This window comes from Bradyrhizobium icense, assembly GCF_001693385.1.
Lineage (GTDB): Bacteria > Pseudomonadota > Alphaproteobacteria > Rhizobiales > Xanthobacteraceae > Bradyrhizobium > Bradyrhizobium icense.
Map to the genome: position 1 here is coordinate 774,825 of NZ_CP016428.1, position 22,827 is coordinate 797,651.

The following is a 22,827-nucleotide window of genomic DNA, read 5'->3' on the forward strand; positions in this document are numbered from 1 at the left end:
ACTTGCGCATTTGGCTGCTGGATATCCGAGTGCCGCGAGGTTCTATCCGGAAAGCGCGTAAAACGTGGAAATCCCCCACGGAAAGCGCCAACGATCATTATCCAAAAACTGCAAGAATGATCGGAACATTCCCGGCCCGGTGCCCATGCCTCGGCATGCGTGATACGCTCGATCAACACGGAGGCGAGCATGCAGCTTGGCACAGCGCCGCTTCTGGAGCGGATGCCCATCTTCCACAGCCGCAATGTGGAAGAGACCGGTGCATTTCTGCGCGCGAAAGGATACCGCTTCGACATCGCAGGGCGGCAGGCCCGCCGGCTCGATGCGCGCCTCAACGGCGTTTACATGCCGGGCCTCTACATGGGTTACGTGCAGTACGGCGGCGCGTCGGTTGTGCTGTCTCCGAGCCCCGCCCGCACGGACACCTGGATCCACCTGCCGCTTCGCGGGCAACTTGAAGCCACCATTGGCCGTGACAACATCGTTTGCAATCCGAACCTTGCTACGATCATCTCGCCGATGCGCGAGAGATGTCGGCTGGTATCGGAAGCCGATAGCAGCCGCATCCAACTGTCTTTGACCAAATCCAGCGTTACAGGTCAGCTTGCCGCCCTTCTAGGCGAGCCACCAACCGCTCCCCTCGACTTTGCGCCTACCATCGACCTCGCCGCGGGGTACGGCCGCAGCCTGGCACGCTACGTGCTGATGGCCATCGCGGACCTGGAACAGGCGGGATCGGTGCTCTGGAGCCCGACGGCAATGAGCAAATTCGAGCAGTTCATTATTACCGCACTGCTGCTGTCGCACCCGCACAATTACAGCAGCGCGCTGCGACGCCTCGAGAGGCCGATTGCGCCGCGTGACGTAAGGCGCGCGGTCGACTACCTCGAAGCCCACCTCGATCAGGCAGTCACGGTAGCCGACCTCGTTACGGCGACCGGGGTTGCGGGCCGAACGCTCTTTATGCACTTCAGGGATTTCAAGGGCGTCTCGCCGATGCGCTACCTACGGAACGCCCGCTTGAGGCAAGCTCGCCAAGCCTTGCTGCGGGCCGATCCGGAAGCGAATGTCACCGAGATTGCCATGAGCACGGGGTTCACCCACATGGGCCGGTTCTCGGTCACGTATCGCATGTATTTTGGGGAAAGTCCTTCGGAGACGCTGAGAGGTCAGCCGCAGCAGCTTCGGAAGCAACCGTAGTTTCAAAAAGCTCGAGGCCCGCAATTGCGTTCGCTCAATCCACCGAAGCAACCAGGTTGGTTCGTGTTGAGGTCACCTAATGAGCGTAATGCGGACATCGCTAGGTACATGGCCCTTTTGGATTTATGATGGGGTGGACGCCCCGCCGACGGCATCGATGTGCCAAAGTGGAGATGTTGAGCACCACTTAAGGGAGGCGTCCGTGTCAGAGGTTATCATAATCGGTCTGGATATCGCCAAGCATGTTTTTCACGCGCACGGAGCGGATGAGCGGGGTCGAGCGATATTCAGCAAGCGGATCAGCCGAGGAAAGCTGCTGGATTTCTTCGCAGCCCAGCCGAGTTGCACGGTAGCGCTGGAGGCATGTGGCGGAGCACATCACTGGGCCCGTCAGCTCACCCAACTCGGCCATGAAGTTCGGCTGATCCCGCCCGCCTATGTAAAACCGTTCGTGAAGCGGCAAAAGAACGACGCGATCGATGCCGAGGCGATCTGCGAGGCAGCGCAGCGGCCGAGCATGCGGTTCGTGGCCGTGAAGAGCGAGCAGCAACAAGCGGCGGGTCTGGTGTTTCGGACCCGTGATCTGTTAGTGCGGCAGCGAACCCAGCTCATCAACGCGATTCGGGGACACCTCACTGAATATGGTTGGGTCGCACCCAAGGGACCATCGCATGTGGCGATGCTTGCCGACATGATCGAGGAAGAAGAGATGGTCAGCTCGCTTCCAGAAGCGGCCCACACCATGTTCCGAGTGATGTTAGACCTGCTCGCCGGCCTCAATGGCAAGATCGCGGATCTCGACAAGGAGATCGCCCGACGTGCCCGCGAGGACGAAGTATCGCGAAGGCTGATGACCATTCCCGGCATTGGCCCAATCTCCGCTACCGCGATCACCGCTCTAGCACCGCCGGCCGAGACCTTTGCCAAGGGCCGGGACTTTGCCGCCTGGCTGGGTCTTACGCCTCTTCAAAGATCGACAGGCGGCAAGCAGAAGCTCGGTGCGACATCCAAAATGGGTGAGCGCACACTCAGGCGCCTCCTCATCATCGGCAGCAGCGCCGTCGTGCAGCAGGCAAGCAAACGGGGCGCACCAAAGGGTTCGTGGCTCGAACAGATGCTGGCTCGCAAACCACGCATGCTGGTAACCGTCGCGCTCGCCAACAAGATGGCGCGGATTGTCTGGGCACTACTTGTAAAGCAGGAAAACTACAGAGCTCCGGTCGCCGCCAAGGCGTAAGCCTGGTGGGCCTGAGGTCGTCAGAGATGTAGTCGGTCGAAGGAGGGTATGGCGCAACAGTCGGCGAGACGGGGCCGGAAGAACCAGATGTACTCATCGTGCCTGGAGCACGTATTTATGATTTGGTTCCGGTCCGCGAACTCCCATACGGGCCCGCAGCTCCATCGCTGCATCAGAGGCCGGACAGATGGCAGCATCCGACTACGCGCCAATCTTCTTCAAAAACCGCTTGCATCTCGCGGGGCGTCCACAGATGAGTACGCGCTAGAACGCACAAAAAAGGATCGCAGGGATGAACGAACTGGATTTCAGCGGCAGGCAGGTGCTGGTAATCGGCGGCTCCAGCGGGATCGGCAATGGTATCGCGCAGGCGTTCCGCGCCAAAGGCGCGCGTGTCTGCGTCTGCGGGACCCGCGAACGCGCCAACGACTATTCGCCCGACGAAGGCTCGCATCTTGACGGGCTCGATTATTTCCAGCTTGACGTCAGCAACGCACAGGCCATTGAGTCCTTCCAGCCATCCTTCGCAAAACTGGACGTGCTGGTGCTGGCGCAGGGCGCGGTGATCTACCGCCGCGGCGAATTCGAGATGGACGGCTTTCGCAGGGTCGTGGAAGTCAACCTGATGAGCCTGATGGCCTGCGCAACCAAATTCCATGCGATGTTGAGCACCAGCAAAGGCTCACTCATCATCGTCAGTTCGACCGCCGCGTATCATTCCACCATGGGCAATCCGGCCTACAACGCCTCGAAGACCGGCGCGGTCGGGTTGACGCGCACGCTCGGCGAGGCGTGGGCCGGGAACGGCATCCGCGTCAACGGCATCGCGCCCGGTCTGGTCGACACCAAGATGACCAAGGCGACGACGGCGAATCCAAAGAGGCTCGAAGGCGCGCTCGAGCGGATCCCGTTGAAGCGGCTCGGCACGCCGGCCGATATGGCCGGCGCCGCGCTGTTCCTGGCCTCGCCGCTGTCATCCTACATCATCGGCCAGACCATCGTGGTCGATGGCGGGCTGATCCTGTAAGCCCGGCATAGGCATTCCCAGCGCGGCAGGAACCCCGGCGCGTCTCGTCGGTTACATCCTCCGAAAACGGGAGTGACCGCGATGGACAAGGATCGGATTGCCGGCTCGGCCCAGGATTTTGCAGGTAAGGTCGAAAGCACCGTCGGCGACATGGCTGGTGACGCGAAGACCCAAGCCGAGGGCCGCGCGCGCGAAGCGGCCGGCACGGTGCAAAATCTCTACGGCCAGGCCAAGGATGCCGCCCGGGATGCCACCGACGCCGCGGTCGGCTATGCCAAGGATGCTTATGAGAACAGCGGCGACACCGTTCGCAGCAGTCAGAAAGCGATAGCGAAAACCGTCCAGGAAAATCCGCTCGGCGCGCTGTTGGTCGCAGGTGGTATCGGGTTCGCGCTGGCGCTGCTGATGACGCGCCCGCCGCGCCGCCCGCCGTCGCGCTGGCGCTATTACGGTTAACCTCATCCCGAGGAGCGGCCTCCTGGTCGCGTCTCGAAGGATGGCGGCATCGGGGCTTCATGGTTCGCGCGGCGATGTGAAGCATCGTCCTCAGACGCGCAAAGACGCGCGCCTCACCATGAGGCCCACCTAAATCATCGCATGAAATTACCCGGCGGAACCTCTGCCGAGCGTCCGACATTGCCCGGCGGGCGCGGCGCGCCCGGAAGAGCAGCGGGTCCACGCGGCGGTGCAGCCGCGGGCGGTGCAGGCGGCCGCGGCGTCGCACCGAAACCGCCGAAGAAGTCACGCAGTGACGGACCGTTGTTTTGCGTCGGACGAATCTGCGTCGGCGGCGGCGGCAGTCTCCTCTGTTGTTGCTGCAGCGTTTGCTGCGGCGGCGGCAGCAAGAGCTGCTTCTGTGCGGGGGCGGCCGCCGCGGTTCCGTTCGGCGCGGTGGTTGCTGCCACCGGCGTATCGCCCTTCGCCGGCTCGCGGCCGATTTCCCTGCGAGGCCACACGTAGTCGTCGGCGCGGCCGGCCGGCGCGGCCAGTGCTTCACCCTTCACCAGCGTGCGCGCAGCGAGCGCATCGACCGCTGCCGGACGCGAGCCGGGACCGCCGAGCAACTGATCGGTGCCGACGGAAGAGGCGACCAGCGGCATGACCGGTCCGGCCAGCGGCCGCGGCGCCGGCTGGCCGGGCGCGACACTGGCCTCCGGCGTTGCCGGCTCGATCGGCACGGCTATCGGCCCGGAGCGTGCGGCCAGCAGGCGCGTCACCTCGCGCTCGACATAATGCGCGAGCTTGCGCGCGCCGGGTTTGGTGAAGAAGACGCCGTCGGCCGTACGGAGCTGGCGGATCTGGCCTTCGAAGTCGGGGCCTTTTTGCAGGAAGCGGCCGGCTTCATCGACAAAGCCATCCCAGATATCGACATAGGTGATACCGGCCTTGCCGGCGCCGTCGCGATATAACGCATCGAGGAACAGCATGTCGGCCGTTCCCCTTTGCCCGCGGATCGCAGGCAGGCCGACCCACAATACCGGAACGCCCTTGGATTTCAGCACGCCGATCAGCTCTTCGATCTTCTTGGCGTAGAGTTCGACCCAGCGCTCGTCGCGGAATTCGTAGAGTCCGCCGCCCGCTCGCGCGGGCGCGGCGATTTGCGGCGTATCGTTGTCGGCAGCATCGTCCGGCGACAATTCGGCGTCGGCAGGCTTCTCGTCGCGTTTTGCGGCGTCAGCCGAGCCTTCCGGCTTCTTGGCATCCGCCGGCTTGGCATCCGGCTTGCCGCGCGCGTCCTTCTTGTCTTCCTTCTTGTCGGTCTTCTTCTCGGTGATCGCCTCACGGATGGCCTGGCGGTCGTGGAGGCCGAGCATGACGACGATGGCGTCCGGGTTTTCGGTGGCGAGGATGCCCTTGGCGGCCGCGGCCCAATCGGCGGGCTCGCCGCGCGGCTGATACTTGATCAGGCCGGAGACGGTCTTGTGCTTGCGGATCACGCCCATGTCGGGCTGCTCGGCGTAGGCGTCTTCCAGGCCATAGCCGAGCCAGTCGGCCATCGCGTCGCCCAGCACCAGCACGTTACGTTCCGGCACCGTGTCGCGCTTGGCCGGCGCGGGCGCACGGGAGAAATCCTGGCGCGGCGCCTGCGGGGCCTGCTGCTGGAACGGCGCAAAGAAATCGCCGCCGAACCAGCCGCCGCCGCGTTGCGGTGCTTGCCGCGGCGGGCCGCCGAATCCGCCGAAATTGAAAAACTGCGCCGAAGCAGGGCCGACGATCCCGACCAGCAGCGCGACCGCAACCGCCAGCGCCACCAGCGGACCGGTGTCGGTAAACACGCGCAAGAAGGACTTTGGCTTTCGCATCCGGCTCGGTCGCAAATGGATCGTGAAGCGTCAAATGTAGTAGCGGAATCGGGCCGCAAGCGGGCAGATTTCCTCATAAACCGGGGTTCCGGCCCCGTCGTCAAGGCTCCTGCGGAATCGTGGTTTTCAGCGCCCGTTTCGGGCGGAAAGCGGGGGTTACCGGCTCCGCAACCGCTCCAATACGTCGGAGGAGGCAAATCCGTCCGCCGGCGTCCCGATCGAAGCCTGGAAGCTGCGGAGCGCCTCTCGCGTCAGGCCGCCGAACTGGCCATCCGGCGTGCCCTTATAGAAGCCACGCTGGGCCAGGAGCTGCTGCAGTTCCAGCCGCTCCGCCCGCGACAGCACCCGTTCCTGCCGCGGCCAGGGCTGCACGAACGGCGCTCCGCCGCGCAGGCGGTCGGCAAAATGTCCGATCGCCAGCGCATAGGCCTCCGCCGGATTGTATTTCATGATCACCCGGAAATTCTGCAGCATCAGGAAGCCGGGCCCCTGCATGCCGGCCGGTGCCAGCAGATAGGCCTTCTCGGTGGTGTCAGGAAACTGCCTGCCATCGGCCCGCTTCAGCCCCTGGCTCTGCCACTGCGCGATCGTCATCGCCTTGGACTTGTCCGCCAGCATGAAATTGAAGCCTTCCGGCAGCACCACCTCGTAGCCCCAGCTCCGCCCGGTCTGCCAGCCGTCCTTTCTGAGGTTGTTGGCGGTGGAGGCGATCAGATCGGCGGCATTGTCGACGACGTCGCGGCGGCCGTCGCCGTCGCCATCCACCGCGTAACGCTTGAAGGCGGTCGGCATGAACTGGGTCGGCCCGAATGCGCCGGCCCAGGAGCCGCGCATCTGCTCGGGACGCAGGTCGCCGCGGTTGAGGATTTCGAGCGCGGTGAGGAATTCGTCCTTGAAATAGGGCTGGCGGCGGCCGACGCAGGCGAGCGTCGCCGTCGATTGCACGACGTTGCGGTCGCCCATCTGGGTCGAGTAGTTGGATTCGATGCCCCAGATCGAGGCGATGACGTAGCGGTCGACGCCGCTGGCTTTCTCCACCGCATCGAATAGCGGCTTGTATTGGGCGAGGATCTCGCGCCCCTTGGCGAGGCGGTTGTCGTTGACGAGGATGTCGAGATAGTCCCAGATCGCCTTGGTGAACTCGGGCTGCGAATCCATCAGGTCCATGATGCGCAAATCAGGCTCGAGGCCGGCGGTGAAGCGCTCGAAATTTTGCGGGGTGATGTTGCGCCGTGCGGCATCCGGCCACATCGAGGCGACGCAGTTTTGAAAATTCGCCGCCGCCTGCCGGATCGCGCTCGCGGTCATCAAAGGGTGACCGGACGCCCCGTCTTCGCCGCTCCAGGGAGGCGGACCGCCGTTCGGGCGGGGCGCGGCCTGCTGTGGCGGGCCGGACTGCTGGCCTTGGAAGATGTTGCCGAGAAAGTTCGAAATCCCGTCGCCGGAGGATTGGGCCTTGGACTGCCCGGAGGAACACAACAGCGCGACCGCGATTAAGATCGCGCCGGTTCGATTGCCCATCATTCGTTCCATCAGACCCATGCCGTACCCGTCCGTTGCAACCAACCCCGTGTCAGAAGGCCTTGCCACGGTTTCCAATAGCTTAACAAAGGGCATTTTGTTGTTGCGCCCGGCGCGCGCAAGGGGAGGTGAGCAGTCACCATACATCCGCCTTTGTTCAGGCGTGCAAACCGGCTATCAACGTGCAATCAAAGCACTTTCCTCATTTCCAAGTTTCTCTATGTCAAGGCTCCCGACATCCCATGAAAATCCGTAAAGCCGTCTTCCCGGTCGCCGGCCTCGGCACCCGCGTCCTGCCCGCCACCAAGGCGATGCCGAAGGAAATGCTGACCATCGTCGACAAGCCGCTGATTCAATACGTGGTCGACGAGGCCAGGGAGGCCGGCATCGAGCATTTCGTCTTCGTCACCGGGCGCAACAAGGGCGTGATCGAGGACCATTTCGACCGGATGTTCGAGCTCGACACCACGCTGGCCGCGCGCGGCAAGAAGGCCGAGCAGGACATTCTGGCGCGCGACCAGCCCGAAGCCGGCGCCATGAGTTTCACCCGCCAGCAGGCGCCGCTCGGCCTCGGCCACGCGGTCTGGTGCGCGCGCGACATCGTCGGCGATGAGCCGTTCGCCGTGGTGCTGCCGGACGAACTGGTGCTCAACAGCCCGGGCTGCCTGAAGCAGATGATCGAGGCCGCGGCAAAACTCGGGAGCAAATCCAATCTGCTCGCGGTGGAGGCGGTGCCCGACGATCTCACCCATCAATACGGCATCTGCGGCGTCGGCAAGCGCCACGCCAAAAACATGTTCGAGGTCGACGGCATGGTCGAGAAACCGCCGAAGGGGACGGCGCCGTCAAACCTCTCCATCACCGGGCGCTACATCCTGCAGCCGGAAATTTTCAAGATCCTCGAAACCCAGGAGCGCGGGGCGGGCAACGAGATCCAGCTCACCGATGCAATGAAAGCTCTCGCCAAGACGCAAAAATTCTACGGCGTGGAGTTCGAGGGCGAGCGGCACGACTGCGGCTCGAAATCAGGCTTCCTGCGCGCCAACATCGCCTACGGCATGGCCCGCGCCGAATTGCGTGACAGCCTGCGCGCGGAGATGAAGAAGTATCTGGAGGAATGACGGCTCAAGCCACGAGCGCGAGCTGCGGGACCGTGGCGACCACGGACTGATTGCGGCCGTTGGCCTTGGCCGCGTAGAGCGCCTTGTCGGCCGCTTCGATGAGGTAGGCCCAATCGATCGCTGCCGTGGGCGTCATGCTCGCCAAGCCGATGCTGACCGTGGTGACCTTGGGATCTTCCGCCCATTGTTCGACTTTCACGCGGATGGTTTCAGCGACGGTGAACGCTTCCACCGCCGAGAGACTGGGCAGAAGTACCGCGAATTCCTCGCCGCCGTATCTGGCCGGACAGTCGCCGGCCCGCCGCACCGAGTCCGAAATGCAGATCGCAATGCCGACCAGCACCTGGTCGCCGGCTTGATGTCCGTAGCTATCGTTGTAAGCCTTGAAATGATCCGCATCGATCATCAGCACCGCGACCGGCGTCCCGTTGCGTGCCGCCCGCCGCCACTCTGCATCGATCTCGGCATCGAATTTGCGCCGGTTCTTCAGCCCCGTTAGCGCGTCTGTCGTTGCGAGTTCCTCGAGCTTCTCTTCTGCTTCGGCGCGGCGGCCGATCTCACGCGCGAGAAACAGCGTGGTTCCGACCACGAACAGGATCAGCACCATCATGATCGCGCCGATCCGCAGCACCTCCCTGTGCCAAAGGCTCAGGATGCTCGCCAACGGCTTTCCGACCACGACGAAGAACAAGCTGGTGCTGCCGCTTCGAACGTAAAGCCGCGGTGTCGGATCGACCGGCCCGACGCCAGCATAGGCTCCGCCTTCCTTCAGGTTGGCCGGATTCCAGCTTTTCCGCTCCGCCAAATTCCTGCCGATGATGTTCAGGTCGAACGGCGTCCGCATGATGACCATCCGGTCGCGGCGCAGCACGGTAACCGTATCGCCTGGATTGAGAGTCAGCCGGCTGAACAGTTCGTGGAAATAGCTGAAACGGATCGAGCCCACCACGACGCCAAGGAAACCGCCATCGGAATCGTTGATGCGCCGGCTGAGCACGATCGAATAGGCGCTTCGATGCAGCATCGGGCGGCTCATGTACAGGCCTGCACCGGGATTGGCGCGATGGACCTGGAAATACTCCTCGTTGCTGCGATCCTCCGGCGCCGGATCGAGGGTCGCCGCATCGTGCGTCAGCTTGCCCTCCGCGTCGAATACCTGGATCACGCCGAAATGTTTGGCGGTCGCGGCATGATCGAACAGGATCAGGTGCCGGATCTCCCTGCTGACGCCCTTGATCTCCGGCATCACCAGATTGCTGGCGACGGCGCGCAGCGACAGATCGTAGAGTTCGATATTGCGGCTGATGTCGGCATCGATGCTAGATGCGAGATTTTCCAGCGTCTGCCGCGCGAGCTCTTCCTCGCCGCGGCGCATGTCGAGCATGACGCTGGTGCAAATCGCGGAGAAGCCGATCACGGTCGCAATCGACGATGCGATCAACAGCTTTACGGACAATCGCCAGGGGCGGCGGCCGGAGTCTTTCCTGAACCAACCCTTTCTGGCCACGTCGCTTTGCCGCTCGAACAGCATCATCCGCTCCAGCCTTAGGGTATGCGCCGGATAACTTGTTGCGGTCTTAAGCGGCGACGGCGATATGGTAGACAGTTAACATTCGGTTGCCGGCGTCGACGGTTTTGTGCAATTCGCTTAAGAGGACACGCGTGAACGTTTACGATCCGTTGCGGGACTATCTGAAAGCGCAGAAGCGCGCCGAATTCGTGCTGAGCTTTGAAGAGATCGAGGAGATCATCGACGCGGCGCTGCCGCGCGCCGCGCACCGCGCGTCGTGGTGGGAGACCCTACGCAGCCCGCAGGAGAAGATGCCGCAGCGCGAGGCTTGTCTCGAAGCCGGCTACATCGCAACGCGGCAGGCGGATGGGAAGAGCGTGAAGTTCAAGAAGATGCCTCAAGACCGCCGTCGTCCTCGCGAACGCGGGGACCCATAACCACCGCGCGTTGTTGTAGCGAAGGCAATTGGCCCCATCATTCACGGCAAAGCCGCGGCGTATGGGCCCCTGCTTTCGCAGGGGCGACGAAGATACTAGCTCGCCGCTTCCAGCCGTTCTTCCGTCAATAGCCGCATCGCGGCGTCGGCATCCATCGGCTCGCCGAAGGCAAACCCTTGCGCGTATTCGCAGCCCAACTGATAGAGCTCGACCGCGTCCGAATCCGTCTCCGCGCCTTCCGCCACCACGTCCATGCCGAGGTCATGCGCCAGCGCGATGATCGATTTGAGGATCACCGGACGGGTGCCGCGGCTGGTGGTGCGCACGAAGGACTGGTCGATCTTGATGGTGTCGAACGGAAAGCGCTGCAGGTAGGCCAGCGAGGAATGGCCGGTGCCGAAATCGTCCAGTGACAGTCCGGTGCCGAGTTCGCGAATGCGCGTCAGCATCTGTGCGGCGTGCTCCGGGTTCTCCATGACGAGCGATTCCGTCAGCTCCAGTTTCAGCGTGCCGCGCGCTACAGAAGAACGCGACAGCACGGTGCGGATGTCGTGGATCAGGTCGTGGCGCAGCAACTGCCGCGAGGAGACGTTGACGCTGGCAAAGATCGGCTCGCGCGAGCGCATCGCGCGCTGCCACACCGAGAGCTGCCGCGCCGTCTGGTCCAGCACGAACATGCCGAGATCGACGATCAGGCCGATTTCCTCGGCAATCGTGATGAACTCGGAGGGCGACATCCTCCCGAGCTTGGGGTGGTCCCAGCGCGCCAGCGCCTCGAAACCCGCGATCGAGCGGTCTTCCAGCCGCACGATCGGCTGATAGAGGATCGTGATTTCCTGCCGTTCGATGGCGCGGCGCAATTCGCTTTCCAGCGTCAGGCGGTCGGTCTTTCGCGCGCGCATCGCAGGCTTGTAGACGTCGATGCGATCGCCGCCGATCCGCTTGGAGTGATACATCGCAAGCTCGGCGTCCTTGATGATCTCGTCGGACAATTGCGTCTGCGGATCCGACAGCGCGAGGCCGATGGAGGCGGTCAGGAAGATCTCGCGGTCGTTGAAGGCGATCGGCGCGCGGATGGTCTTGCGGATGGTTTCGGCGAACGCGGTGATGCGCGCCGGGTCCTGTTCCGACATCAGGATCAGGCCGAACTGGTCGCCGGCCAGCCGCGCCAGCGTATCCTGAGGCTTCAGGATGCGCGTCAGCCGCCGCGCCAGCGTCAGCAGGATGGAGTCGCCGACCGCAATGCCGACGGAATCGTTGACCTGCTTGAAGCGATCGAGGTCGATCACCATCAGCGTCGGCCGCAGGTTCGGCATGCTCTTGGCGAAATTGGCCACCGCGCCGAGGCGATCCATGAACAGTTTGCGATTGGGCAGGCCGGTGAGGTTGTCATGCACGGAGTCGTGCAGCATGCGCTCTTCGGCGTTCTTGATGTCGGTGACGTCGGTCAGCGTGCCGACCACGCGCGAGACCTCGCCGTCGGAGCCGACCACCGGGCGCGCCTTCAGCGCGAACCACATGAAGTGGCCATCCGGCGTGCGCAGGCGAAAATCCTGCACCAGGCGGCCGCGGCGCTGGTCGAGCACGCTGTCCAGCGCGGCGCGGAAGCGGTCCTGGTCGAGCGGATGCAGCACCTCGAGCCATTTTGCGGCCGGCCCTTCCAGCGTGCCGCGCTTTAAGCCCAGCAGGCTTTCGGTCTCCGGGCTGGTGAACACCTTGTCGGCGGAAACGTCCCAGTCCCAGATCAGGTCGCCGGAGCCGGTCAGCGCCAGCGCGCGGCGCTCGACGTCGGAGACGATGCCGGTGGTCGCGCCGCCGCCGGCAAACGCGTGCTGCATCACCGTAAATCCGATCAGCATCACGATCAGCACGAGGCCGCCGAGCAGCGCCGGGCCGACGATGTCGTTGGTGACGCTTCCCGCCACCGTCATGCCGGCGGCGATCACCCAGACCACCAGCAGGAACCAGGTCGGGATCAAGAGCACTGCGCGGTCGAAACCATGTGTCGAGAGATAGACGATCAGCGCAAAGCCGGCGAAGGCGATCAGAACCAGCGAGATGCGCGCAATGCCCGAGGCGACCGCGGGATCGAACAGCGCCAGCGCCACCAGCGAGCCGAGGAAGGCGAGCCAGCCGACGGTGATGTGGGAATAGCGCACATGCCAGCGGCTGAGATTGAGATACGCGAACAGGAACACCAGCAGCGTCGCCGCCAGGATCGCTTCGCCGGCCGCGCGCCAGACACGCTCGGCGTTGTTCGACATGTCGAGCACCTTGCCCCAGAAGCCGAAATCGACGCCGATATAGACCAGCACCGCCCAGGCAAGCGCGGCGGCGGCGGGGAACATGATGCTGCCCTTCACCACGAACAGGATCGTCAGCACCAGCGCCAGCAGGCCGGAGATTCCGATCACGATCCCCTGGTAGAGCGTGAACGAGTTGACCTTGTCCTTGTAGGCGTCGGGTTCCCAGAGATAGAGCTGCGGCAGCTTATCTGTGCGCAGCTCCGCCACGAAGGTGATGACGGCGCCGGGGTCAAGCGTGATGCGGAAGATGTCGGCGGTCGCGCTTTCCTGGCGCTCAGGGCGATCGCCGGTCGACGGCGTGATGGTTGCGATGCGCGACAGGCCGAGGTCGGGCCACAGCAGGCCGGACGACACGATGCGATAATGCGGGGCGACGATCAGGCGGTCGAGCTGGTCGTCGGTGTTGTTGGCCAGCGCGAACACCACCCAGTTCTGTCCGCCTTCGCGGGCGCGCACCTCGATGCGGCGGACGATGCCGTCGGTTCCCGGCGCGGTCGAAACCTGGATGCGGTCGGTTTCGCTGCGCTGGTGATCGAGCACCGCGGTGAGATCGATGGCAGGCGCGTCGCTGCGGACGCTGACCGCGTCGATGGCGTGCGCCGCAGGCGCGGCCAAAACAATCATGAGGCCCAGCGCAAGTGGCGCAAGGCACCTGATCAGACGCAATGTCAGTACTCCGCGACCAACGATCCTCCCGGCCCAGCGAACGGGTCGGCGTTGCCCGCGATAAATGGCATGAAAGCGAAGCAAATCAAAGGGTTTCCGCCCGCACTCCGCTCGCGATCGTTTAAACCGCCAACACAATTTTGCCAATATGTGCGGAGGTCTCCATCCGCCGGTGCGCGTCGGCCGCTTTTTCCAGCGGGAATGAGCTGTCCATCAGCGGTTTTACACGTCCTTCGCGCAATAGCGGCATCACCTTGGCCTCGATCGCGGCCACCATCGCCGCCTTATCCGCATTAGTACGGGGGCGCAGCGTGGAGCCGGTATGCGTCAGCCGCTTCACCATCACCTTGGCAATGCTGACGGTGACCTTGGGGCTATTGAGGGTTGCGATCTGCACGATACGGCCATCCACCGCGGCGGCATCGTAATTGCGATCGACATAGTCGCCGGCGACCATGTCGAGGATGAGGTTGACGCCCACATTGTTGGTCTCCGCCTTGACCACGGCAACGAAGTCCTCAGTCTTGTAGTTGATCGCGCGATCGGCGCCGAGTTTCAGACAGGCATCGATCTTGTCCTGCGATCCTACGGTCACGATCACTTTCGAGCCGAATGCTTTCGCAAGCTGGATCGCCATGGTGCCGATGCCAGACGAGCCGCCATGGATCAGCAAGGTCTCGCCCGGTTTCAGCGCGCCGCGTTCGAATACGTTGTGCCAGACCGTCATCAGCGTTTCCGGGATCGCTCCGGCTTCCTGGATCGAAAGCGACGGCGGTACCGCCATCGCCTGCGCGTCTTGCGCGATGCAATATTGGGCGTAGCCACCGCCCGCCACCAGTGACATCACCTTGTCGCCGAGCTTGTGCTTTTTGGCGCCTTTGCCGAGCGCCACCACTTCGCCCGCGATTTCAAGGCCGGGCAGGTCGCTGGCGCCGGGCGGCGGCGGGTAAGCGCCGGAACGCTGCGCGACGTCGGGGCGGTTGACGCCGGCGGCCATCACCTTGACCAGGATTTCGCCTGGACCGGGCGCCGGCACTGCGCGGGTTTCGGGCAGCAACACTTCGGGGCCGCCTGGCTTGCTGATGCCGATGACGGTCATTTGCGCGGGCAGCTTTTCCATGATTTGTCCTTGCGAAAGGCTGAGAATTGAAGGCGGCCCCTGATTAGCCAGCCCGGCTGCGGCTGGCAACCGCGAGAAGGGACGGCCAGATCTTTAGGGAAATGCCGAAAGGAGGAAACGCATGGCCATCGAAGACGACGACAAGCCGCGGAAGAAAATCAGCCATGAGATCGGCCAGGATCTGTCGCTGCTCTCGGTCGAGGAACTGACGGAGCGGATTGCGCTTCTGAATTCGGAAATCGCCCGGCTGCAGGAAGCTGTCACCAAAAAGCGCGCGTCAAAGGACGCCGCGAACAGTTTCTTCAAGTCGTAGAATTCAAGCCGCGATCTCTCGCCTTGGTCCCGGACAAGTGAGCGCAGCGAACGCGATCCGGGACCCATACGCCGCGGCTTATCTTGTGGCAGGCCGCTGGCCGACTTTCCCTCAGTCATAACCGCCGGTGGTCATGGGTTCCTGCGTTCCGCAGCAACGACAAGGAATTTCAGTCAATCACCAAAACTCGGCCAATGGCCGACATGGCAAATAATCCCTAAATAAAATCGTTCGTTTACGATCGGTTAAGCTTTCCCGTTTATGACTGTCATCGTCCTCGTTTGGACACCGAGTGGCTCCTGTCCACTCTGTTTGACGCCTCCCTGTTATCAACTTCAAAAGCCGCCGGAAACGGCGGCTCTTTTTTGTGCTCTCCGCGGCTATTTTGTGCCCCCACGAGCTGGAAACCATAAATCCGGTTGCCGCTGGACTCTCGACTTCGCCCGAGCAATGATTTGTTCATCATAAGCCGGTGGTTCACAGCCGGTGGGGCAAATAGTGGCGTGAGGGCGTTAACCATGGCGGACCGTTCGCAAAGCGAATCCGCGCTCGTTCTGTTCAGCGAGCGGCTGACTAATTCGGCGGTGTTCGGAGCTCTCTTCCGGGAAGGCATGGATCTGGTCGAGGAAACCGCCGCCTATCTCGACGGTGACGGCCGCACCGAAGCCAAGGCGCTCGAACGCTCCGTCAGCCTCACTTACGCAACCGAAAGCATGCGCCTGACCACCCGCCTGATGCAGCTTGCGTCATGGCTGTTGTTGCACCGCGCGGTCAAGGAAGGCGAGATGACGCTGACCCAGGCCAATCGGGAAAAGACCAAGGTCAAGCTCACGGCCGCCGATCCCGGGCCGGAGGACATGATCGCAAAGCTCCCGCAGCAATTGCAGGATCTGATTGCACGATCGATGAGTCTGCAGACGCGGGTGCGCCGCCTCGACATCTCGATCCACGCGCCGGCCGCCGAACGCGCGCCGATCGGCAATCCGCTGGTGCCGCAGCTCAACAGGTTGAAAGCGGCGTTCGAGCAGTAATTCTCTTCGTCGTACAACAAAAAACGCCCCGGGAAACCGGGGCGTTTTTGCATTCTGGATGGAGACGGGAAGGGGCGGACCCTCAATCCTTCTTGAGGAAGCCCGAAAACTTCTTCTGGAACCGCGACACACGGCCGCCGCGGTCGAGGATCTGCTGCGAGCCGCCGGTCCAGGCCGGGTGCGACTTGGGATCGATATCGAGGTTCAGCTTGTCGCCTTCCTTGCCCCAGGTGGAGCGGGTCTGGTACTCGGTCCCGTCGGTCATCACGACCGTAATCGTATGATAATTCGGGTGAATTTCGGCTTTCATGGCATATCCTTCGGCGCGCCGGCGCCCATCTCAAAAAGTCAGGGGATACGGGATTTGGCGGCTCTATAGCTCAGGAAGCCCGTCAAAACAAGCTACGTATATGTCCTGATTGGGAATCTCCCGGATTTGCCAGAGGGGGCTGCGGAGGCCTATCTGGAGGCAGAAAAACGGGTCGGATTCATGAGCGCAGTGGAACAGATTGAAGCATCCCGCGGCAAGCCACCGCGCGATGCGCTGCTCGAGGACGAGGCCTTCATCGAGAGCCAGTTGACGCAATCGCCGACCAGGACCGGCGCCAGGCTGCGCCCGCTGCTGGCGCTCGCGCCCTATGTCGCGCGCTACCGCGGACGCGCGGCGCTCGCCCTTATCTCGCTGACGGTCGCGGCGATTACCACGCTGGTCGTGCCGATCGCGGTCAGGCGGATGATCGATTTCGGCTTCAGCCCGGAAGGCATCGCGCTGATCAACAGCTATTTCAGCGTCATGATCGCCATCGTCGCGGTGCTCGCCGCGGCCAGCGCGTCGCGCTACTACCTCGTCATGACGATCGGCGAGCGCATCGTTGCCGATCTCAGGCGCGACGTGTTCGCGCATCTGATCTCGCTCTCGCCTGCCTTCTTCGATTCCGCGCGCTCGGGCGAACTGGTGTCGCGGCTAACGGCCGATACCACCCAGATCAAATCCGCGGTCGGCGCCTCGGTATCCATCGCACTGCGCAACATGATGCTGTTCATCGGCGCCGCTACCATGATGGTGATCACGAGCCCGAAACTTTCCGGTTTCGTGCTGCTGGCGATTCCTGTCATCGTGATTCCGCTGGTCGCGTTCGGGCGCTGGGTGCGGCGGCTGTCGCGCAACGCCCAGGATACGCTGGCGGACGCCAGCGCGTACGCTTCCGAGTTGGTCGGCGCGATCAGAACCGTGCAGGCCTACACCAGCGAGCGGATGGCGACAGCCCGCTTCGGCGGCGAAGTCGAACAGGCTTATGAGGCGGCGCGCAGCTCGACGCGGGCGCGCGCGGTGCTGACGCTGATCATCATCTTCATCGTGTTCTCCAGCGTCGTTGCGATCCTCTGGGTCGGCTCGCATGACGTGCTGACCGGCCAGATCACGCCGGGCCGCCTCGGCCAGTTCGTGCTGTATGCCGCGTTCGCCGCGGCCGGTCTCGGCCAGCTCAGCGAGGTCTGGGGCGAAGTCTCGGCCGCATCAGGTGCGGCGGAGCGGCTGCTCGAGATCCTTCGGGTGAAGTCCCAGGTCACGGCGCCGCCGCAGCCCGTTGCGCTGCCGCAGCCGGCGCGCGGCGACGTCGGGTTCGAGAATGTCAGCTTTGCCTATCCGGCGCGGCCGGACGTGCTTGCGGTCGACAATGTTTCGCTATCGGTCAAGGCGGGCGAGAAGGTCGCGATCGTAGGTCCCTCGGGTGCAGGCAAGAGCACACTGTTTCATCTTCTGCTGCGGTTCTACGATCCAGACAAGGGAACGGTCTCGCTCGACGGAGTGCAGATCAAATCGGCGGACCCAATCGACGTGCGCTCGCGCATCGCGCTGGTGCCGCAGGACTCGGTAGTGTTCGCGGCCAGCGCACGCGAAAACATCCGCTTCGGCCGGCCCGATGCCACGGACGCCGAGGTCGAGCGCGCCGCCGACCTCGCGCACGCCACCGAATTCCTGCGCCGCCTGCCCGGCGGATTCGAGGCGCAACTCGGCGAACGCGGCGTGACGCTGTCGGGCGGCCAGCGCCAGCGCATTGCGATCGCGCGCGCGATCCTGCGCGACGCGCCGCTCTTGCTGCTCGACGAAGCGACGTCTGCGCTCGATGCCGAAAGCGAAACGCTGGTGCAGACTGCGCTTGAAGAACTGATGCGCCACCGCACCACGCTGGTGATCGCGCATCGCCTCGCCACCGTATTGTCCTGCGATCGCATCATGGTGATGGACCAGGGCAGGATCGTCGAGCAGGGCACGCATGCCGAGCTGGTCGCTGCGAACGGGCTGTACGCGCGATTGGCGCGGTTGCAGTTCGAGGGGATTTGATTAAGGCTGCCGCTCCACCACTGCTGTCGTCACCCGCCACCGGGTCGCGCGAATGCGCGCCCGACGACAGGCTCCGGCCGGTGATCAGTATTCCAGAGACGGTGACTTCAGAGGCAGCGGCGGATACCCCGCATTCGCGGGGTATGACGATTGAGGATTAGGTGCGAGCCTCACCCCTTCCATGCCATCTTCAACACCGGCCGCCCCGACGTCGGATTCACATCCTCGCCGGCATGTTCAAAGCCGTTGCGCTCATAGAAGCGGATCGCGCGGGCATTGTCCTTGTTCACGAGCAGCGTGACTCCCTTCGGAGAGATGCGCTTGGCCTCTTCGACCAACAGGTGAGCGACGCCGGAGCCCCAGTGCTCTGGCGCAACCACAAGCTGGTCGAGATAGCCTTCGCGATCGACGGTCACAAAACCGATCAGCGCGCCGGCCTCCTGTTCCGCGACCATGATCTCGGCCTTCGGTACGAGATCGTTGCGCCAGCGGCCGCGCCACCATTCCAGCCGTGAGGTGAAGTCGATCTCGGGATACGCCTCTTGCCAAGTGCGATGCCACAGCTCAATTGCCGCTGCTTCATCATCTGGACGGTAGAGGCGAGTGTGAAATACCACTACCGTTCCGTCAGCTTCAGCTCGATGCGGCGGTTGCGCTTGTAGGCGTCGTCGTTGGGCGCTGAGTCGAGCGGCTGGAATTCGGCAAAACCGGCGGCGACCAGCCGCTGCGCGGGAACGCCGAGGAAAACCAGATATTGCACGACGGAGATGGCGCGCGCTGATGACAATTCCCAGTTCGACTTGAACAGCGGCGAGTTGATCGGCCGCATGTCGGTGTGGCCGTCGACCCGAAGCACCCAGCCGATCTCGCTCGGTATCTGTTTGTCCAGATCGATCAGTGCGGTGGCGAGCTTGTCGAGTTCGGCGCGGCCCTCGGGGAGCAGCACCGCCTGACCGGTATCGAAGAACACTTCCGACTGGAATACGAAGCGGTCGCCGACGATGCGGATATCGGGGCGGTTGCCCAGAATGGCGCGCAGGCGGCCGAAGAACTCCGAACGGTAGCGCGACAGTTCCTGCACGCGTTGCGCCAGCGCGACGTTCAGGCGCTGGCCGAGATCGGCAATCCGCCCCTGCGATTCCTTGTCGCGCTTTTCGGAGGCTTCCAGCGCTTCCTCGAGCGCGGCAAGCTGGCGGCGCAGCGCGCTGATCTGCTGGTTCAGCACCTCGATCTGGGCGAGCGCGCGCGAGGTCACCGCCTTTTCGGATTCGAGCGCCTTGTTGAGCTCGTTGGCGCGGCCCTGGGCGTCGCCGGCACCGCTCAACCCCTCGTAAAGCCCCTTGATGCGGTCGCGCTCGCCTTCGGCGGCGGCGAGGCCGGCGCGCAATTGCGCGAGCTGGTCGTCGAGCGTGAGCTTGCCGAGCTTTTCCAGCGACAGCAGGTCGTTGAGCTGCGCGATCTTGGCGTTGAGTAGTTCGAGCGCCTTGTCCTTGCCGGTGACCTCCTGCGACAGGAAGAATTGCACCACCAAAAACACCGACAGCAGGAACACGATCGACAGCACCAGCGTCGACAGCGCGTCGACGAAACCCGGCCAGTAGTTGAAACCGGATACGCTGCGGCGGGCACGGGCGAGGGCCATTTGTTGTCTCCGGTATCCTGTCCCGGACGCGGTGCGGCGTGCAACGCCGCTCCGCAGAGCCGGGATCTATTCATGGTGGGCCCCGGCTCTGCGGCGCAACGCTTCGCTGCGCCGCGTCCGGGGCACGAATGCTCGTTCAGCTCTTCTCGGGCTGCCTGGCGATCCGCTCCAGGAGCTTCTTGATCTCGCGGTTTTGTTCGCCCTGGCCGTCGGCCCACTCGCGGATCATCTGCTGCTCCGTGCGCATATGCGCGACCAGGCCCTGGATCGCCTCGGCCAGATTGGCCATCGCAGCCGTGGTGTTGCGGCTGCCGCCGCTCTCTTCCACCACGGCGCGGATGCGTTCCATGGCATGCTGCAGTTCGCCGCCGATCCCGGAACTGCCATCGCCATATTCGCGCACGGTGGAGGCGAGCCAGTCCTCTAGGTCGGTATAGAAGCGGTTCTGCGCCTGGCTCGACTGCAGGTCGAGGAACCCCAGGATCAGGGAGCCGGCGAGGCCGAACAGCGAGGACGAAAACGAAATGCCCATGCCGCCGAGCGGCGCAGCCAGCCCCTCTTTCAGGGTATCGAACAGCGAGCCGGCATCGCCCCCGACCTTCAGGCCGTCGATCACCTTGCCGACGGAACTGACGGTTTCAATCAGGCCCCAGAAGGTGCCGAGCAGGCCGAGGAAGACCAGCAAGCCGGTCATGTAGCGGGAAATATCCCGGGCTTCGTCGAGCCGCGTCGCAATCGAATCCAGCAAGTGCCGCATGGTCTGCTGCGAGATCGTCATCCGGCCCGAGCGTTCGCCGCCGAGGATGGCCGCCATCGGCGCCAGCAGGGTCGGGCGGCGGTCGATCGCCAGCCCGGGATCGGCGATTCGGAAACTGTTGACCCAGGTTACTTCCGGATAGAGCCGAACCACCTGCCGGAACGACAGGATGATGCCGATCAGGAGCACGCCGCCGATCAGCGCATTGAGGCCGGGATTGGCAAAGAACGCCACGACGATCTGCTTGTAGAGCACGACCATGACCAGCGCGCATAGCATCAGGAACACCAGCATCCGCACCAGGAAAATTCGTGGCGAGGACAGTTTGCTCAGTTCGATCTCCATTTCGGAGCGGGAGGTGTGGCCTGATGGCATTTGCGGGGTGTCATCCGTTACGAAAAGCCGCGCTGGCGGCCAATATGGCACAGCGGGCTGGAGAAAAAAGCTGGCAAGCCGCGATTTCGGGCCGACGGTGGTGGAACCTCGTCCCGAAACCCGGCTTTGACATCAGCGTATTTTGGAACGGTTCGATGTCCAACCGGGATTTTCGTGACGGTCTCATGTCTCAAGGCGCTGGTGGCCATTGCCGCGTCTCTCTCGGTTCTGTTGCCAGGCGCCTAGGGTGATGCAGCAGCATTTCTTGGATGCGGCGCTGGCGCTGGTTCCTGCTCGCCAACGCAGGCCTGTTCGGTTAGGCCGGTGGCAGCGAGTGGGGCGTCAGCCATTACCGGATGGGAGCGACGGCGCATTAAGCAATTGTTTACCGATTCGTGCCCGATGCCCCACAAAATTGCGGTTCGTCGCTTTATCGTGCACGCCAATGATCTGTTTATGACCTTTAGTCTTAGATCTTCTTTCCTAAGCTTGAGGCGGAGCCGGCTCACAATCCAGTGAATCAGCAAAAATCGGCGCTGTTTCAGTGTGATAGCTTCGTGTGACATTGAGCCGCCGCCATTGCGTATTGCATCGCAGCAGCCTCTCCGTATCCTATCTGCCATCAACCGTGAGTTCCCGATACCGCTTACGACAACGTCGCGGATGCTCAATTCGCGCCTTCCAACCTGAACTGGGGCAATGCTTTCAATGTCCGGACTACGAACGCAATCGGCATGCATCGTTGTGATGTTGGCTGCGATGGCGCCGCTTTTGGCTGGCTGCAACGAACCGATCGCCGCGACCGCAGCGGTAAAGCCGCCCGAACCTGAAGTCGGCACTTTCACCGTCAGATCCCAGGCCCGTGCCATCGTTCGAGAATTGCCCGGCCGAATCGCACCTACCCGGGTCTCGGAAGTCCGTGCGCGGGTTTCGGGCATCGTCGTCGAACGCCTGTTCCACCAGGGTACCGAGGTGAAGGCCGGCGATCCCCTGTACCGGATCGATCCGAAACCGTTCGAGGTGGAACTGCAGGCGAGCGAAGCCGCGCTGGACAAGGCGGAAGCTGCGCTCGATCTCGCCACCCAGCACGCCCGGCGCATTGCGACGCTGACCAGCCAGCGCGCGGCGCCCGAGGCAGAGAACGAAAAGGCCATCGCAGCCCAGCGTCAGGCCGAGGCCGAGGTCGACAGCCGCAGGGCCGAAGTCGCACGCGCCAAACTCAATCTCGATTATGCGACGATCCGCGCGCCGATCGGCGGCGTGGTCGGTGCCGCCCTTGTGAGCGAAGGCGCGCTGGTGGTGCAGAACGAGACCACCAGTCTCGCTACGATCCAGCAGCTCGATCCGATCTATGCCGACTTCACCCAATCGGTCTCGGAGATGAACAAACTGCGCCGTGCGCTCGAAGCCGGCGACCTCGACCGGATCGCGCCCGACGTCGCCAAGGTCCGTCTCGTGCTCGACGACGGCACAGTTTATCCGGTTCCCGGCAAGCTTCTGTTCTCTGATGCCAAGGTCGACGCCTATACCGGGCAGGTTACCCTGCGCGGACAGTTTCCGAATCCGAAACGCGAATTGCTGCCGGGCATGTATGTCCGCGTTCTGATCGAACAGGGTATCGATTCCGACGCCATCGCCGTACCGCAGCAGGCGATCCAGCGCGATGCCGGCGGCGGCAGTGAAGTCTTCGTGGTCAAGGACGACGGCCGCGTCGCGACGCAGCCGGTCCGCACCGGCCCGATGCAGGACGGCGTCTGGCTGATCAGCGAGGGCCTCAAGGAGGGCGACCGCATCATCGTCGATGGGTTCCAGAAATTCGTGGCCGGCGACAAGGTCAAGCCGAAAGCGTGGATCGATGCGGATGCCTCCGTTGGCGGAATATCGAGCCAGGCGGCCACCCAGCCGGTCCGCTGAGAC

At 63.4% G+C, this 22,827-nt stretch carries 19 protein-coding genes and 1 pseudogene; 11 read left to right on the plus strand and 9 right to left on the minus strand.

All coding sequences use genetic code 11. The annotated features are described in order from the left end of the window. Window positions 1-189 precede the first annotated feature (189 nt). From LMTR13_RS03700 to LMTR13_RS03715, 4 genes are all read left to right on the plus strand, one after another. Window positions 190-1,200: an AraC family transcriptional regulator gene (locus LMTR13_RS03700; RefSeq protein WP_156795422.1), complete on the plus strand. Its 1,011-nt coding sequence runs from the start codon at window positions 190-192 to the stop codon at window positions 1,198-1,200. 202 nt (window positions 1,201-1,402) lie between these two features. Next, window positions 1,403-2,437, plus strand: coding sequence for an IS110 family RNA-guided transposase (locus LMTR13_RS03705; RefSeq protein WP_065732400.1), 1,035 nt, complete (start codon window positions 1,403-1,405; stop codon window positions 2,435-2,437). Between the two features lie 292 nt (window positions 2,438-2,729). Then, window positions 2,730-3,464: an SDR family NAD(P)-dependent oxidoreductase gene (locus LMTR13_RS03710; protein WP_065726723.1), complete on the plus strand. Its 735-nt coding sequence runs from the start codon at window positions 2,730-2,732 to the stop codon at window positions 3,462-3,464. A gap of 81 nt (window positions 3,465-3,545) precedes the next feature. Beyond that, window positions 3,546-3,920 (plus strand): CsbD family protein, encoded by a 375-nt coding sequence (locus LMTR13_RS03715; RefSeq protein WP_065726724.1) that lies wholly within the window; start codon window positions 3,546-3,548, stop codon window positions 3,918-3,920. A 134-nt stretch (window positions 3,921-4,054) separates the two neighbouring features. Here LMTR13_RS03715 and LMTR13_RS03720 read toward each other — a convergent pair whose 3' ends face one another. Further along, the gene (locus LMTR13_RS03720; RefSeq protein WP_065726725.1) at window positions 4,055-5,767 is read right to left on the minus strand and encodes an SGNH/GDSL hydrolase family protein; all 1,713 of its coding nucleotides are present in this window, start codon (window positions 5,765-5,767) and stop codon (window positions 4,055-4,057) included. Window positions 5,768-5,923: 156 nt separating this feature from the next. After that, window positions 5,924-7,288: a lytic murein transglycosylase gene (locus LMTR13_RS03725; RefSeq protein ID WP_236843273.1), complete on the minus strand. Its 1,365-nt coding sequence runs from the start codon at window positions 7,286-7,288 to the stop codon at window positions 5,924-5,926. A 242-nt stretch (window positions 7,289-7,530) separates the two neighbouring features. Between LMTR13_RS03725 and galU the strand changes: the two genes are divergently transcribed. Further along, the gene (galU, locus tag LMTR13_RS03730) at window positions 7,531-8,409 is read left to right on the plus strand and encodes a UTP--glucose-1-phosphate uridylyltransferase GalU (RefSeq protein ID WP_065726726.1); all 879 of its coding nucleotides are present in this window, start codon (window positions 7,531-7,533) and stop codon (window positions 8,407-8,409) included. A 4-nt stretch (window positions 8,410-8,413) separates the two neighbouring features. Here the strand turns inward: galU and LMTR13_RS03735 are convergent, their stop codons facing one another. Then, window positions 8,414-9,940 carry a GGDEF domain-containing protein gene (locus tag LMTR13_RS03735; protein ID WP_065732402.1) on the minus strand — a complete coding sequence of 509 codons (1,527 nt, stop codon included), beginning with the start codon at window positions 9,938-9,940 and terminating at the stop codon, window positions 8,414-8,416. Window positions 9,941-10,071: 131 nt separating this feature from the next. On the opposite strand from LMTR13_RS03735, the gene LMTR13_RS03740 reads away from it, so the two are divergent. Further along, complete coding sequence (locus tag LMTR13_RS03740; protein WP_065726727.1) at window positions 10,072-10,356, plus strand: DUF7662 domain-containing protein; 285 nt, start codon at window positions 10,072-10,074, stop codon at window positions 10,354-10,356. A gap of 95 nt (window positions 10,357-10,451) precedes the next feature. Here the strand turns inward: LMTR13_RS03740 and LMTR13_RS03745 are convergent, their stop codons facing one another. Both LMTR13_RS03745 and LMTR13_RS03750 read right to left on the minus strand, forming a co-directional pair. After that, window positions 10,452-13,328 carry an EAL domain-containing protein gene (locus tag LMTR13_RS03745; protein WP_065726728.1) on the minus strand — a complete coding sequence of 959 codons (2,877 nt, stop codon included), beginning with the start codon at window positions 13,326-13,328 and terminating at the stop codon, window positions 10,452-10,454. A 121-nt stretch (window positions 13,329-13,449) separates the two neighbouring features. Then, on the minus strand, window positions 13,450-14,448 hold the full coding sequence (locus LMTR13_RS03750) for an NAD(P)H-quinone oxidoreductase (RefSeq protein WP_065726729.1): 999 nt from the start codon (window positions 14,446-14,448) through the stop codon (window positions 13,450-13,452). A gap of 121 nt (window positions 14,449-14,569) precedes the next feature. Here LMTR13_RS03750 and LMTR13_RS03755 point away from each other — a divergent pair, with 121 nt between their 5' ends. Both LMTR13_RS03755 and rcdA read left to right on the plus strand, forming a co-directional pair. Next, on the plus strand, window positions 14,570-14,761 hold the full coding sequence (locus LMTR13_RS03755) for a DUF1192 domain-containing protein (protein ID WP_065726730.1): 192 nt from the start codon (window positions 14,570-14,572) through the stop codon (window positions 14,759-14,761). Window positions 14,762-15,279: 518 nt separating this feature from the next. Then, entirely contained in the window at window positions 15,280-15,792 is a 513-nt protein-coding gene (rcdA, locus tag LMTR13_RS03760) for a protease adaptor protein RcdA (RefSeq protein WP_065726731.1), read from the plus strand. 82 nt (window positions 15,793-15,874) lie between these two features. On the opposite strand, the gene rpmE is transcribed toward rcdA, so the two are convergent. After that, window positions 15,875-16,102 (minus strand): 50S ribosomal protein L31, encoded by a 228-nt coding sequence (gene rpmE / locus LMTR13_RS03765; RefSeq protein ID WP_057833964.1) that lies wholly within the window; start codon window positions 16,100-16,102, stop codon window positions 15,875-15,877. A gap of 180 nt (window positions 16,103-16,282) precedes the next feature. Between rpmE and LMTR13_RS03770 the strand changes: the two genes are divergently transcribed. Beyond that, entirely contained in the window at window positions 16,283-18,136 is a 1,854-nt protein-coding gene (locus LMTR13_RS03770) for an ABC transporter ATP-binding protein/permease (protein ID WP_065732403.1), read from the plus strand. Window positions 18,137-18,306: 170 nt separating this feature from the next. On the opposite strand, the gene LMTR13_RS03775 is transcribed toward LMTR13_RS03770, so the two are convergent. From LMTR13_RS03775 to LMTR13_RS03785, 3 genes are all read right to left on the minus strand, one after another. Next, window positions 18,307-18,753, minus strand: a complete 447-nt coding sequence (locus LMTR13_RS03775; protein WP_065726732.1) for a GNAT family N-acetyltransferase — start codon at window positions 18,751-18,753, stop codon at window positions 18,307-18,309. After that, window positions 18,753-19,778, minus strand: coding sequence for a peptidoglycan -binding protein (locus LMTR13_RS03780; RefSeq protein ID WP_065726733.1), 1,026 nt, complete (start codon window positions 19,776-19,778; stop codon window positions 18,753-18,755). The genes LMTR13_RS03775 and LMTR13_RS03780 overlap by 1 nt, the downstream gene beginning before the upstream one ends. A gap of 136 nt (window positions 19,779-19,914) precedes the next feature. Continuing rightward, window positions 19,915-20,910: a flagellar motor protein MotA gene (locus LMTR13_RS03785; RefSeq protein WP_065726734.1), complete on the minus strand. Its 996-nt coding sequence runs from the start codon at window positions 20,908-20,910 to the stop codon at window positions 19,915-19,917. 266 nt (window positions 20,911-21,176) lie between these two features. Here LMTR13_RS03785 and LMTR13_RS43495 point away from each other — a divergent pair. Then, a pseudogene (locus LMTR13_RS43495) lies at window positions 21,177-21,287 on the plus strand (SAM-dependent methyltransferase); the annotation flags it as partial. 331 nt (window positions 21,288-21,618) lie between these two features. Next, on the plus strand, window positions 21,619-22,824 hold the full coding sequence (locus LMTR13_RS03790; RefSeq protein WP_197520993.1) for an efflux RND transporter periplasmic adaptor subunit: 1,206 nt from the start codon (window positions 21,619-21,621) through the stop codon (window positions 22,822-22,824). The last annotated feature ends 3 nt before the right edge of the window (window positions 22,825-22,827 follow it).

Excerpts from the sequence above, each read along its gene's own strand:
- LMTR13_RS03700 (WP_156795422.1), top strand. The coding sequence starts at position 190 with ATGCAGCTTGGCACAGCGCCGCTTCTGGAGCGGATGCCCATCTTCCAC.
- LMTR13_RS03710 (WP_065726723.1), top strand. The coding sequence starts at position 2,730 with ATGAACGAACTGGATTTCAGCGGCAGGCAGGTGCTGGTAATCGGCGGC.
- LMTR13_RS03715 (WP_065726724.1), top strand. The coding sequence starts at position 3,546 with ATGGACAAGGATCGGATTGCCGGCTCGGCCCAGGATTTTGCAGGTAAG.
- LMTR13_RS03720 (WP_065726725.1), bottom strand. The coding sequence starts at position 5,767 with ATGCGAAAGCCAAAGTCCTTCTTGCGCGTGTTTACCGACACCGGTCCG.
- LMTR13_RS03725 (WP_236843273.1), bottom strand. The coding sequence starts at position 7,288 with ATGGGCAATCGAACCGGCGCGATCTTAATCGCGGTCGCGCTGTTGTGT.
- galU (WP_065726726.1), top strand. The coding sequence starts at position 7,531 with ATGAAAATCCGTAAAGCCGTCTTCCCGGTCGCCGGCCTCGGCACCCGC.
- LMTR13_RS03735 (WP_065732402.1), bottom strand. The coding sequence starts at position 9,940 with ATGCTGTTCGAGCGGCAAAGCGACGTGGCCAGAAAGGGTTGGTTCAGG.
- LMTR13_RS03750 (WP_065726729.1), bottom strand. The coding sequence starts at position 14,448 with ATGGAAAAGCTGCCCGCGCAAATGACCGTCATCGGCATCAGCAAGCCA.
- LMTR13_RS03755 (WP_065726730.1), top strand. The coding sequence starts at position 14,570 with ATGGCCATCGAAGACGACGACAAGCCGCGGAAGAAAATCAGCCATGAG.
- rcdA (WP_065726731.1), top strand. The coding sequence starts at position 15,280 with ATGGCGGACCGTTCGCAAAGCGAATCCGCGCTCGTTCTGTTCAGCGAG.
- rpmE (WP_057833964.1), bottom strand. The coding sequence starts at position 16,102 with ATGAAAGCCGAAATTCACCCGAATTATCATACGATTACGGTCGTGATG.
- LMTR13_RS03770 (WP_065732403.1), top strand. The coding sequence starts at position 16,283 with ATGAGCGCAGTGGAACAGATTGAAGCATCCCGCGGCAAGCCACCGCGC.
- LMTR13_RS03780 (WP_065726733.1), bottom strand. The coding sequence starts at position 19,778 with ATGGCCCTCGCCCGTGCCCGCCGCAGCGTATCCGGTTTCAACTACTGG.
- LMTR13_RS03785 (WP_065726734.1), bottom strand. The coding sequence starts at position 20,910 with ATGCCATCAGGCCACACCTCCCGCTCCGAAATGGAGATCGAACTGAGC.
- LMTR13_RS03790 (WP_197520993.1), top strand. The coding sequence starts at position 21,619 with ATGTCCGGACTACGAACGCAATCGGCATGCATCGTTGTGATGTTGGCT.